Source organism: Cytophaga hutchinsonii ATCC 33406, assembly GCF_000014145.1.
Taxonomy (GTDB): Bacteria; Bacteroidota; Bacteroidia; order Cytophagales; family Cytophagaceae; genus Cytophaga; species Cytophaga hutchinsonii.
Map to the genome: position 1 here is coordinate 1428340 of NC_008255.1, position 14700 is coordinate 1443039.

3 protein-coding genes and 1 other RNA gene are annotated in these 14700 nt (G+C 44.8%); all 4 read left to right on the top strand.

What is annotated here, in order from left to right; all coding sequences use genetic code 11:
* The first annotated feature begins 3 nt into the window (after positions 1-3).
* The 4 genes from CHU_RS06015 to CHU_RS19145 all read left to right on the top strand — a co-directional run bounded on the left by CHU_RS06015 (position 4) and on the right by CHU_RS19145 (position 14631).
* Positions 4-4857: a chemotaxis protein CheB gene (locus tag CHU_RS06015; RefSeq protein ID WP_049755478.1), complete on the top strand. Its 4854-nt coding sequence runs from the start codon at positions 4-6 to the stop codon at positions 4855-4857.
* A gap of 357 nt (positions 4858-5214) precedes the next feature.
* Positions 5215-5618: a transfer-messenger RNA gene (ssrA, locus tag CHU_RS19135) on the top strand.
* 462 nt (positions 5619-6080) lie between these two features.
* Entirely contained in the window at positions 6081-9908 is a 3828-nt protein-coding gene (locus CHU_RS19530; protein ID WP_011584625.1) for a sugar-binding protein, read from the top strand.
* 478 nt (positions 9909-10386) lie between these two features.
* Positions 10387-14631: an endo-1,4-beta-xylanase gene (locus CHU_RS19145; RefSeq protein ID WP_011584626.1), complete on the top strand. Its 4245-nt coding sequence runs from the start codon at positions 10387-10389 to the stop codon at positions 14629-14631.
* Positions 14632-14700: the final 69 nt, after the last annotated feature.

The window sequence follows — 14700 nt, forward strand, 5'->3', positions numbered from 1 at the left end:
TTGATGGATATAAAATCAGACAATACACATTACATAGTTGGTATCGGGGCTTCGGCAGGAGGTCTGGAAGCGTATAACGATTTTTTTGACAACGCGCCTGAAAACAGCCGGCTTTCGTATATTCTTGTACAGCATTTATCACCGGATTATAAAAGTCTGCTGGTAGATCTGCTGTCGCGCCACACGCACATGAAAATATACGAGGCCAGGAATGAAATGGAGATCCGGCCGAATTGTATCTATGTTATTCCGCCGGGCAAAAATCTTACGGTAGGTGAAGACAAGCTGATCATCCATGAAAAGGACAGTCTGGATAAAGGCCCGAACACGTCTATTGATACATTCTTTTATTCCCTTGCCGATAAGTACGGCGACCGTGCCATTGCCATTGTATTGTCTGGCACCGGTACCGATGGTTCCCGCGGGATAGAAGCCATTAAGGATGCCGAAGGGCTTGTGATCGTGCAGGACCCGCAGCTGGCTAAGTTTGACGGCATGCCGCGCAGCAGCATTGCAACCGGGCGTGCGGACCTGATCCTGCCTACTTCGAAGATGCACGTAGAGATTATTAATTATATCAATGAGCTGCCGGTTGTGAGCCTTATTGAAAATGAGATCGACCAGGGAGTGTTGAACAAAGTGCTGCATGTATTGCATAAGCAGACAGGATGTGATTTTCAGCAGTACAAGATGCCGACAATCCTTCGAAGGTTAACCCGCCGCCTGGCCTTCCTGAAAATATCTACCGTAGAAGATTATCTGCACTACATCATAGAGCATACACAGGAAGGGAAAATATTTTGTAAGGACCTGCTGATCGGTGTTACAAAGTTCTTCCGGGATAAAGAGGCATTTGACAGCCTGCGTGAAAAAGTGCTGATTCCGCTGATTGATTCAAAACATGATTTTGAAACCATAAAAGTTTGGGTGAGTGCCTGCAGTACAGGAGAAGAGGTATACTCCATTGCAATCCTGCTGCATGATCTTATCCAGCAGCGCAACCGCAACCTGGAAGTAAAGATTTTCGGCACCGATCTGGATGCTTCCCATATTGAAAAGGCTTCCAAAGCCGAATATCCGGAATTTATTAATAAGGAAATTCCGCTGGAATACCTGAGCCGGTATTTCACAAAAAGAGATAATGTCTATACAGTCATTCCTGAGATCCGCAAACAGATCGTATTTGCCCGGCATAATCTCATTACCGATCCGCCGTTTATTAAGAACGACCTGGTAAGCTGCCGGAACATGCTGATCTATGTAAATAACCAGCTGCAGAAGATCATTTTATCGAAGTTCAGTTTCGGGCTGAACAAGAACGGCTACCTGTTCCTGGGGCCGAGTGAAAGTATTTCTACCAATAAGGATGCTTTTGTGGAGATGGACCGCAAATGGAAACTGTACAGCAAAGCAGACACGGAAGGCAAGAGCACTTATCCAGGACGTTATGAAGACAGGTTTGCCTTTCATACGAATATTAAGAAAGGTAAAACCACTGCTGTCGGGATGGCTGAAAGCAAGGCTCTTTCAGAAGCCGTGCACCAAACCATTCTGGAAGATTTTGCTGTGGTTGGTTTTTATCTGGACCGGCATTATATTATTCATGACACGATCGGGAACTATAAAAAATATCTGGTATTCCCGGAAGAAGGGTTGAAGTTCAATCTGCTGAAAATGCTTCCGGATGCGGTATCCATTCCGTTAAATACCGCCCTTATCAAAGCCTGGAAGAACAATGAAACTGTTCTGCTCAATAATCTGCATTATGAACTGAACGGTCAGTTCATCAGCCTGGTTATAAGTGTGCGTCCCGATAAAGAAGTGCAGGGTAACACACTGGTAATGTTCAATTCAACCCCGCACATGTTCGATATTGGCGATAACAATGAGCACATGGAAGATGGTCCGAATAAGGAGCTGCTGACCAAACTCAAGCGGGAACTTAAGGAAAGCAAGTTTAATCTGCAGACAGCTATTGAAGAACTTGAAACAACAAATGAAGAACTGCAGTCCAGCAATGAAGAACTGCTCTCATCCAATGAAGAGCTGCAATCGAGCAATGAAGAGCTGCAGTCTCTGAATGAGGAACTGCACACATTAAATACCGAACATCAGCTCCGCATTCAGGAGCTGCTTGATCTCAACGACGATCTGAATAATTATTTCCGGTGCAGCGACATCGGCCAGGTGATCGTTGATAAAGACATGCTGATCCGGAAATTCAACCCTGCCGCCGCAGGGCTTATTAATATCATAGAGAGTGATGTCTCACGTTCCATTACACACCTTACGACCAATTTCCGGTACGATAATTTTGAACGCGATATCAAACAGGCGCTGTTCGAGAACAAGATCATTGAAAAAGAACTGAATCTTGAAAACGGTGTAACGCTTCTTGTACGGATCTATTCCTATATCCGCAAGAACAATATCATTGACGGTGCGCTCATCAGCTTTATTGATATCAGCGGATTTAAGAAGCTGAACAGTATTATCAATGGTGTATTCGATTCAAGCAAGAGTTCTATTCTTGCGCTTAGTGCATCCAGAAACAGGTCGGGAGAAATCTCTGAACTGTTCAGCATTACTTCCAATTCAGTTGCCAATGAGCTGTTCGGGAAAAATCTTTCGGAAGAGCACGTGCCGTTTTCTGCTGTAAGCATGCATTTGTATGAGCTGATCTACAAAGATCTGGTGCGTGTGGTTGAAACCGGGAACAGTTTTGTAACCGAGCTGGGTTTAAACGATAAATGGTTTGATGTGTCTGCTGTAAAGATGATGGACGGGCTTGCGCTTACACTGAATGATATCAGTGACCGCAAGATGATGGAAGACCAGCTGCGTAAAAGTTATGGTGAACTCTTTGCCGCAAAAGAAAATCTGAAGACACTTAATTACAATCTGGAAACACGTGTCGCTGAACGCACACGTGAGCTTGCTACGAGCGAAGAACGTTTTCGTCTGGTATCAACCGTTACAAACGATGTGGTGGTAGACTGGAACTTTATGAATAATTCGATCTGGCTGAGTGATAATTATGAACGCCTTCTGGGATATAAAAAAGATACGTTTGAACTTACACGTAAATTCTGGCTCAGTAACATTCATCCGGAAGACCGCGACCGGATCAATAAGGCCGTTAATGCCTATATCAATACATCCCAAACACACTGGGAACTTGAATACAGGTATCAGCATGCAGACGGCAGCTATAAGCTGATCAATGACAGAGGCTATCTGATGCTGGATGAACACGGAACGCCGTACCGCATGCTGAGCTCGATGCTGGACATCACGGAGATACGCGATACCAAAAAAGATCTGAAGGAAAGTGAGATGCGTCTTAGCCTGGCGCTGGACGCGTCTAATATGGCGGCATGGCACATTGATATGGATACCAGACACATTGCTTATTCAGACACGCTTGCCGTTATATTCGGGTACCCGAAAGATACAACTCTGGTATGGAGTGATCTTGTTGCGCAGATTTATCCGGAAGATATGCATTTATATCAGACAGCCAGACAGCAAATGGAAACTACAGGACTGTATGAATATGAAATACGTATTGTATGGCCCGATAACAGCATCAAATGGATTAAAACCATTGGTAAGATGTTGCTTGATTCAGATGGCAGTCAGCGGCGTATGATCGGTATCACACGCGATATTACTAAAGATAAAGAGGCATCTCTGCAGCTGGAACAAATGGTTGTAAAGCGTACCGCTGAATTGCGCAAAAAGAATGAAGATCTTTCCCAGCAGAATGAGTTTATTGAAACCATCTTTGATGCTTCTGTAAATTCGATTGCGGTTGTTAATAAGGATCTGGTAATTACTTCTGTAAATAAAGCCTGTGAAGATATCTTCCTGATCAGACGTGAAGCGGCGATCGGTCAGAAATATACCGATGTGTTCAGTCAGTCTGAGGCCGTATTTGATTATGAAAATATTCTGAGCGTATTCTCCGGACAAAGCCTGCACAACAGTGTACTGATCAACCGCGGCCCGGAGACTAAGTATCTGGACAATTATTTTATCCCGCTTGCATATAACAATATGGTTTACGGCGCATTGATCATTTCGCATGACATTACCGAGATCAATGCCGCCAACCAGAAGCTGAGCCAGATCAATAATCAGCTTATAAAATCCAACAGCGATCTGGAACAGTTTGCCTATATAGCGAGTCATGATCTGCAGGAACCGTTGCGGAAAATCCGTGTCTTTATTTCGCTGCTAAATCAGAAGCGGGCAAAAGATGATGTAGATACGTATCTGCAGAAGATCGCAGCATCAGCCGAGCGGATGTCATCGCTGATAAAAAATGTTCTGGATTTTTCGCGCTTGTCTTATGACCATAACGCGATGACAGATATAGACCTGAACAGTACGATCAGTTATCTGCTGGTTGATTTTGAACTGATCATAAAAGAAAAGGGTGCTGTGGTTCATGTCGGGAAGCTGCCGCACATCAACGGTATTGCGCATCAGATCAGTCAGCTTTTTTCAAATCTGCTGAGTAATTCACTAAAGTTCTGCGTGCAGAAACCATTGATATCCATTGAGGCAATACAGCTTACAAATAAACAGGTACGGACATTTGAACAGCTTGATCCTTCACGGAAATATATTGTTATTTCTTTTAAAGATAATGGGATCGGGTTTGAACAGAAGTATGCAGATAAGATATTCGGTTTCTTTTACCGCATGGCGCAAACAGAAATAAATTACAAAGGCAATGGAATCGGTCTGGCACTTTGTAAAAAGATTGTTGAGAACCATGGCGGGCTTATTAACGTGGAGTCTGAGATCGATAAAGGAACAACATTCAGGATCATTCTTCCGTTATTTTAGCAGTTTTCAAAACGCATCTGCTGAAATATTTGTGTACGGGTTTTCAGCAGAGCAACGTTATACTCCCCGGAGGTCTGAATCAATTGATTGATGTGATTGAAATGGTTTATCTGTTCCTCTCAGCGTGGTCTGTGGCACACAGACCACGCTGAGAAATTGGTTGGTGACGCCCGGTACTGATTGGCTGTTTATTCATACCCTCTCACCATGGTCTGTGGCACACAGAACATTTGCTGGTGGTCTGTGTGCCACAGACCACGGTGGCAGTGAGCCTTAGTATTCGCTTTCTGTATTATTAGAACTTAAAATGGAACTTCTGTTTAAAAAAGGTTATATTTGTATCCCTTTACACGAAATGGGGTCGACAGGAATTGACAGGTTGAGTGATTACGTGTGTAAGCATGCAGGCTCATGGGATGAGAGCCTTAAAAGATAGTTCCGAACAATAATTGGCGAAGAATCTTACGCCATGGCTGCTTAATTACGAACTAAGTTTGTAATAATGAGCGTTGAGTGGAGCTGTTAAGAACAGCACCCGGCCACATCTCACACGGCTTCTGTTCTGCGGGCTGTGAACTGAGATGTCGAACAGCAGGACTAGGGGAGTACAAGTTGCGGGTGCTTCGCGAAATTAAGTAACTAAGGTTATAGTTGGGTGCCGGTGACCTGCTACAGCTCGAAAATGAACATCCGGCTAAGCATGTAGAAGATTCGATAGTGGCCTTCTCTGGACGAGAGTTCGAATCTCTCCGACTCCACACTGAAAGACCTAACTAATTGATTATTAGTTAGGTCTTTGTTTTTTTTGTTCCAACACTGTTCCAATAAAACTTTTCTAAACGCCAACAGCGATTGTAATCATTATTCGTTATTCGCGAATTGAGAATTATAATAAGTTGTCCTTTTTGAAATTGGTTGGTGACGCCCGGTAATGCTTGGATGTTTACCTAACATTCAGACGGGCTAAACACCAACCAATGCGAGTATGCGCGGTTACATTTTCATCATTTCTTCTCCCTGTTCACTTTTCTAATCTACGTTCGTAGATATAAAGATTCCCTGTATTTATTGGATTCGCCAGAACAGTACTGCTGTATAACGGATCTGTAGTATGCTTAACTATTCAAAAATAGTTGAACGTTAAAATGCTGTCTTACGCACAAGGCAGTTTTATAGGGTAAATAGTATGGAATAAAATTTTTGAATCCTAAACGCAGAATACGATGAAAATAAAAAGACAAATCAAGAACAGTATCCTTTTGTTTATACTGAATCTGTTTGCCGCCACTTCATTTGCTCAGATACCGCTGGTGTATGAAGTAGAGAATACCGGTGCATCCTGTACTGCGCCTCCCTTACCGGCTGTGGCTCAGTTACCTTCCTATGCCATGCTGCCGGATCCTTTTGCCTGGTCAAACGGCAGCGGCAGAATTGCTAGCTTTGCTGACTGGTCGTGCAGAAGAAATGAGATCAAACGTGAAATTGAACAATACGAGATTGGTGTGAAACCGCCGAAACCCGCTAATATAACGGCTACTTATACCGGAGGTGTACTTACTGTGCGTGTTACTGAAAATGGCAAAACGCTTACGCTTACATCAAACGTTACTATGCCAACCGGCACGGGACCTTTCCCTGTAGTGATCGGGATGAATGCCCGCACCGGACAGCTTCCGACAAATTTATTCAATGGTGTTATACAAATACCATTCAACCACGATCAGGTTGCGAAATATACACAAGGGGACAGAGATCCATCGTATCCGTTCTTTCAGCTTTATCCCAACCTTACCAGTAACGGATATTACAGTGCATGGGCATGGGGCATAAGCCGTTTGATTGATGGTATTGAACTTGTGCAGGCACAACTGAATGCCGATACAAAACGGATTGCTGTAACAGGCTGTTCCTATGCCGGTAAAATGGCGCTGTTTGCAGGTGCGTTCGATGAACGTATTGCCTTAACAATCGCACAGGAGTCCGGCGGCGGCGGTGTTAATGCGTGGCGTGTATCCGAGACGATTGGAAACGTAGAAAAAATAAGCAATACCAATTATGCCTGGTTTATGCAAAGCCTGAAAACAAACTTTCAGAATGGCAATGCAGTAAAACTTCCGTATGATCACCATGAATTAATGGCAATGATTGCACCTCGTGCTTTATTAGTATTGGGGAATCCGCCTTTTGAATGGCTGGGAGATGAATCGGGTTATGTGTCGAGCAGAGCTGCTCAGGAAGTATGGACAACGCTTGGCGTGCCTGAACGGTTTGGATTTTCTTTCCGTGGCGGCCACGATCACTGCTCGCTGCCAAGTGCATCAAACGCAGAGGTTACAGCCTTTGTAGATAAATTCCTTCGGAATAGTACAACAGCGAATACCAATATTGCGGTACATTCTTTTCCCAATACCGATTATAATAAATGGATTGCCGCATGGAAAGGATATGTACTGCCTCCGGTAAATACTAATTCGCCGGCCGTTACGGTTACAGCTCCGGCAACAAATGCTTCTTACGCCGAAGGTGAACCGATAACAATCACTGCAACGGCAACACCAAAAACAGGGACGATCACGCAGGTAGAATTTTATCAGGGTACTACACTATTAGGAACGGATGCAGCCGCACCTTATACATTTACATGGGCCAATGCACCCGCAGGAAAATATCAGATCACGGCAAAAGCCACTACTTCTGCCAGTCATGCAGGTACTTCCGCTGCGATAACCGTTCTTGTAACCAAAGCCATTTTCCAGACAGGTACAGCGCCAGCCATTGACGGCACAGTAGATGCTGCATGGAGCAATTATACGGCTGTTCCGATCACAAATATATTGAGCGGTACGGTAAGTTCTGCCGCAGATCTTTCCGGTAACTGGAAAGCGATGTGGGATGCAACGAATTTGTATGTGCTTGTGCAGGTAACAGACGACGTGAAACGCAACGATGCCGGTACAGATGTATACAACGATGATGGGGTTGAAATCTATTTTGATTTTGGGAACAATAAACCAATGGCGTATGGCGCAAACGATCATCAGTATACGTTCCGCTGGAATGATGCTACCGCAGCGTATGAAATAAACGGACATTCCGTTGCCGGTATTACTAAAGGGAGCACCAATACAACGGGTGGATATATTATGGAAGTACGTATTCCATGGGTAACAATCGGCGGTGTACCAGCAGCAAACAGCCTGCACGGTTTTGATGTTATGATCAACGACGATGATAATGGTGCAGCCCGGGATAAAAAAATAGCCTGGACAGCTACGGCAGATGATACCTGGAACAATCCATCGCTGATGGGTACAATTGTTCTGAAAGGGCTGGATTGTACGCCTCCGGCAGCAACGATTACAGCAACAGGTGCAACAACTGTATGCAGCGGTACTTCTGTAACACTGAATGCAAATGCGGGAACAGGTTTTACTTATATATGGAAAAAAGATGATACAGTTATCGCCGGAGCAACTGCCGCTTCATATGCCGCAACCACTTCCGGTTCCTATACGGTAACGGTTACATCCGGTGCATGTGCGGCAACATCCACCGCAACGTTAGTAACGGTAAATACAGCACCTGCCGCACCTACAGTTGCCGCAACCGTTGCGTATTGCCAGAATGAAACAGCAGCGGTATTAACGGCAACAGGTACCGGATTGAAATGGTATACAGCAGCAACGGGTGGTACATCAACAAATGCACTGACACCGGAAACCGGAACTGCAGGTTCAAGGAACTATTATGTATCACAGACAACAAACGGCTGTGAAAGTGCACGGGCAGTAATTGCGGTAACCATACATGCACTGCCGGCAGCAACGATCACAGCAGGTTCACCGACAACATTTTGTACAGGCGGCTCTGTACTGCTTACAGCCAGCACAGGTACTTCCTATGTCTGGAAAAGAGGTGCAACACTGGTTGGTACGGCTGCAACATATACAGCTGCTGAATCCGGTTCATACACGGTTGAAGTTACCAATGTCGCTACCTGCAAAGCAGTATCAACGGCAACAGCAGTAACAGTAACCACCGCACCTGCCGCACCTGCAGTTGCTGCAACCGTTGCATATTGTCAGAATGAAACAGCAGCGGTATTAACGGCAGCAGGAAGCGGATTGAAATGGTATACAGCAGCAACGGGTGGTACATCAGCTGCTGCACTAATACCGGAAACAGGAACTGCAGGCTCAAGGAACTATTATGTATCACAGACAACAAACGGCTGTGAAAGTGCGCGCGCAGTAATTGCGGTAACCATACATACCTTACCTGCAGCAACGATCACGGCATCCGGTTCTACAGCCATTTTACCGGGCGGCAGCGTATTGTTGAATGCAAACACGGGTACCGGTTTCGCCTATAAATGGTTTAGAGGTACAACTCAGTTAAGTATAGCTTCAGCATACGAAGCTAATACAGCAGGTGCTTATACCGTAGAGGTTACGAATGCAAACGACTGTAAAGCTGTATCTGCAGCAACGATTGTAACGTCAGCAACGAATCAGCCTTCGGTTATTACGATTACCTCTCCATTGCCTGATGCAACGATTAAAGGTGCAATAACTATTTCGGCAGACATTTCAGACGCAGATGGTGCTATTACACGTGTCGAGTTTCTGGATGGTACTACTGTGATCGGTACAGCTGCAGCAGCGCCGTATACATTTGTCTGGAATACGCCGGGCGCAGGAGAACATTCTATAACGGTTCGGGTTACGGATCAAAATGGCGGTGTAACAACTTCAGCACCGGTAACAATAACTTCTGAACAAATTACTACTGCTGTACAATCTGCCAATAGCATTCAGGCTTTTGTATATCCGAATCCTTCTGCCGGAGAAGTGTTTATTGAAACGGAAACCGATCTTTCAACGGCTGATTTTACGGTGGTTGATGTATTGGGTAAAGAAGTATCCTTATCGGCCATGGTTACAGGAAATGGCGCAACGGTTGATCTGAGTAATTTAAGTGTAGGGACTTATGTATTACTTGTGAGAGACGGGAATTCCATTTTAAGAAAAAAAATAACACTTATAAAATAATAATCACTCATAATTCAGTCAGCTGCGGCAGCCCTTCGTTTTAAACGGAGGGCTTTTTTATGAGATATGCCGAAAGCTTAAAACGGAATGCTAAACGGGGAATGCTTACTGCCAGATCTATCCGTAGTTCACCACAATCTATAGAATGATTTATAATGCAGATTGTCAGGCCCGGTTGAGCGCTTGACCATTCAGCAGTTTTTGAAAAAGTTTCTTTTTTATTGCTGTTCTTTTGGCTGTTCTTTTGCCTTTGCGCCGCGGCCGAGCAAAAGAACCAAAAAATTAAGGCTGTTCACGGCGGCGAATCAAATAAGCTATATAGTATCTCGATCCTGAAATTAGTATAGATATAACTGAATTTTTACTGTTTACAATTTTGCCCCGGGTTCGTAGCTCTGTAAATCCGTGTCTGGACCTTAGAATATGGATTATACAAACTCATCCTTCAGCTTAAAAACACGTTTAAATATAGAAACATATGAAGCATAGATTTATTGCCGCATTCTTCTGGGCTTTTTTTACATGGGTGTTAACGCCTCAGGCTTTTTCACAGGACCCCAATTTTCATATTTACCTTTGCTTCGGGCAATCGAATATGGAAGGGCAGGGACCGATTGAAGCGCAGGACCAGACTGTTGACAGCCGTTTCCGCGTGATGCAGGCAGTAAGCTGCACGGGTCAGCCTCAGAATGCCTGGCGGACAGCAACGCCGCCTATTGCGCGATGTAATACCAAAATAGGGCCATCGGATTATTTTGGCCGTGAAATGGTTAAAAATTTACCGGCGAATATAAAAGTTGGTATTGTACATGTGTCTGTGGCAGGTTGTAAAATTGAACTGTTTGATAAAACAAATTACAATACCTATCTGAATAGTCTTTCATCCGCAGATCAATACATTAAAACAACTGCCGGTCAATACGGTGGTAATCCGTATGGCCGTTTGGTTGAACTGGCAAAACTTGCACAGAAAGATGGTGTGATCAAAGGGATTCTGCTGCATCAGGGAGAGTCTAATACAGGTGATCAGGCCTGGGCTACTAAAGTAAATAATGTATATAAAAATCTTCTTGCAGATCTTGGCCTTACCGCAGCGAATGTTCCGCTATTAGCCGGACAGGTTGTTGATGCGGCACAGGGCGGTCTTTGTGCCAGTATGAATACAACCATAAATGCGTTGCCGAATACCATACCAACAGCACATGTCATTTCTTCCAGCGGTTGTACCGATCAGTCAGATAATTTACATTTCACAACAGCAGGATATAGATTGCTTGGAACAAGATATGCGCAAACCATGCTTTCCCTTCTGAATATAACTGCAGCGGCAGCCCCGGTAGTAACATTAACGGCACCAACAGCAACCAGCTTTACAGCGCCTGCAAGTATTACCATTACCGCAACCGCAACCGATGCAGATGGAACAATTTCAGCTGTGAAATTCTATAACGGTAGCACCTTATTAAGTACGGTAACAACTTCTCCATATACATACAGCTGGACAAATGTTGGAGCAGGGACATACAGTATTACCGCGGTTGCAACGGATAACTCCGGCAGCAGCACAACTTCAACGGCTAAAAGTGTTACGGTAACAACTACTACATCAACAACTAACCCGATCGGGAAATGTAAAGGAAAATATTTCGGAAACATTATTGCAAACAGTGTTCCTTCTACCTATACTACATACTGGAACCAGGTAACTTCAGAGAACTCCTCTAAATGGGGATCTGTAGAAAATACACAAGGTACCTATAACTGGACAGGTTCAGATCTGGCTTACAACTGGGCAAAAAATAACGGCGGTTTATTCAAATACCACGCGTTTGTATGGGGTCAGCAGGCGCCCGGCTGGGTGTCAACAGCATCAGCAGCTACAATCACAGCGGCTGTACAGAATTATATCAAAGCATGTTCTACACACTATGCGCCAATGGGCGGGCTTAAAATGATCGATGTGCTGAATGAGCCCGTAAACACAGCGATGCCTGGTAATATGAAGGCAGCACTTACAGCCGGTTACAAAGCTGAGCCAGCAAATGCCAACGATCTGAACAACCCGTACGGATGGGTGATCTGGCCGTTCCAGCTTGCGCGTAAATATTTTCCGGATGCGGTATTGCTGATCAACGAATACAATGTTGAGATGAACTGGAACAACTGCAGAGCTCCGTATCTGGAAATGGCCAATGCGGTAAAGAATGCCCCAAACCTTACGGACGGAAAGAAAAACCTGATTGATGGGGTAGGCTTGCAATGCCATGGCATTGATAATCTGACGGCAGCAAACTTTAAAGCCTGTATTGACGAGATCTGGACTAAAACCGGATTGCCGACACACATTACAGAATTTGATCAGCAGGCAGATCCGAATGAAGCGAAACAAACGTCTGTATATTCTTCTTTAATACCTGTAGCCTGGGAGCACCCGCACGTAGCAGGGATCACACTTTGGGGATACATACAGGGAACTACCTGGAGAAACGGTAACGGCACGTCCGGCGCAAACGGTACAGATTCAGGTATCATGTATGCAAATGGCACACCACGTCCGGCACTGACCTGGCTGATAAACTATATGGCGGGGAAGCCAAGTCTGTCGTGCTGTCCGGCACCGTTCCCGTTTGCAGACTGTTCAAGCGGCAGCAGCCCGGTAGTAAGCCTTACTGCTCCGGTAAACAATGCGACGTATGCGGCAGGGGCCACTGTTACATTAACTGCTGCGGCAACCGATGCCGATGGTACGATTTCTAACGTAGAATTTTATAGCGGTACAACTTTATTGGGAAGTAAAACAACAGCGCCGTATTCTTATAGCTGGGCTACTGTTGCTGAAGGCGTTTACACAATTACAGCCGTGGCTACGGATAATTCAGGCAACAAAACCACTTCCACTGCCATAACAATCACCGTTGGTAATCCTAAAAAAGAATTGATCAACAATGGCGAATTTGATAGCGGAACAACTGGCTGGACTTTGCAGAACAATAATAATGCAACAGGCACCATGTCGGTTGTAACCAATGGAAATTTATCCGGCACCAATTCATTACGTGTGTGTCCTTCTTCAAATCCGGGTACTATTGAATGGCATGTGCAGGTAAGCCAGACAACACCGGTTGTTGCAGGTAAAACCTATCAGATAAGCTTTATGGCTAAGGCAGATGCTGCCCGACAGATGTCTGTGAACCTGCAGGAACTTGCAAGCCCTTATACAACCTATTTTTCACAGACAATTGATCTTACAACAGCTGCACAGACATTTAGCTTTACGTATACAGCAGATGTAACAGATGCAACCGCGCTGATGAAATTTTATGCAGGTGCAAACAGCATCTGTCTGAATATAGATAAGGTATCTATGACTGAAGGCAACTTTGTCCTTACGCCAGTAATTACACCGGCAGGTTTAACAACGTTCTGTACAGGCGGCAACGTTATTCTGAATGCAAATACCGGTACCGGATATACCTATCAATGGAAAAAAGATGCAGCCGATATTACGGGAGCTACCGCTGCAGCTTATACAGCAACGCAATCCGGAAGTTATACCGTAACCATTACGGCAAACGGCCAGACAGCAACTGCTCCGGCTGTTGCTGTAACCGTAAACGCTTTACCCGCTGCACCTGCCGTTACAACACCTGTTACCTATTGCGTAAATGCAACAGCTGTACCGGTAACGGCTGCAGGCACCGCCCTGAAATGGTATGATGCTGCAACAGGCGGGACAGTGGTAACCGCACTGACACCATCTACATCGGCTGCTGGTACTACAAATTATTATGCATCGCAAACTGTAAACGGATGTGAAAGCTCAAGAGCAACTCTGGTGGTAATTGTAAATGCCCTACCAGCGGCTGCAATTACTGCCGCAGGGGCCACAAACATCTGCCAGGGAAATTCAGTGATACTTACAGCCTCAGCGGGTACTTCTTATATCTGGAAAAACGGGAATACGCAGGTTGGTACTACGGCAAGTTATACAGCCACAGCAGCTGGTTCGTATACGGTAGAAGTTACAAATGCTGGCGGTTGTAAAGCTGTTTCACCAGTAACTACGGTTGCTGTAACCAGTATACCAGCGGCAACAATCACCGCAACAGGTTCAACAACATTCTGTCAGGGTGGTTCGGTACTGCTTACGGCCTCAGCGGGTAGTTCTTATATCTGGAAAAACGGCAATACACAGGTTGGTACTGCGGCAAGTTATACAGCAACAACAGCAGGTTCATACACCGTGGAAGTTACCGGTTCAGGAAACTGCAAAGGAACGTCCGGAACAACAACGGTTACGGTAACGATTCCGACAATCTGGTTTGCGGATACAGATAATGATGGTTTAGGTGATGCTGAAAACACACGTGCAGCCTGTGAAAAACCTGCCGGATACGTTTCAACAGCCGGAGATTTATGTCCTGCCGACCCTGCCAAAACAGTTCCGGGAACATGTGGCTGCGGGCTGCCGGAAACCGATTGTATTTCAACAGATATAGACTTTTCTTCGGTTCAACAGGATTTTATGCTATTCCCGAATCCTGTAACGCTTCAGACCTTATATTTCTCTGAAAGCATCAGCGGAACGGTATACGATTCAAAAGGATCGCTGGTATTTTCATTTACAGAACTGGAATCCATTGATACAGGCATATTGGAAAATGGATTGTATCTGATCTATACAAAAACAGGTGATACCTATAAGTTTTTGGTTTCCAGATAGTAACTGTATTTCTAAATACCATAAAAAAAGGCCGTAACATTGTTACGGCCTTTTTTTATGGTATTTTAC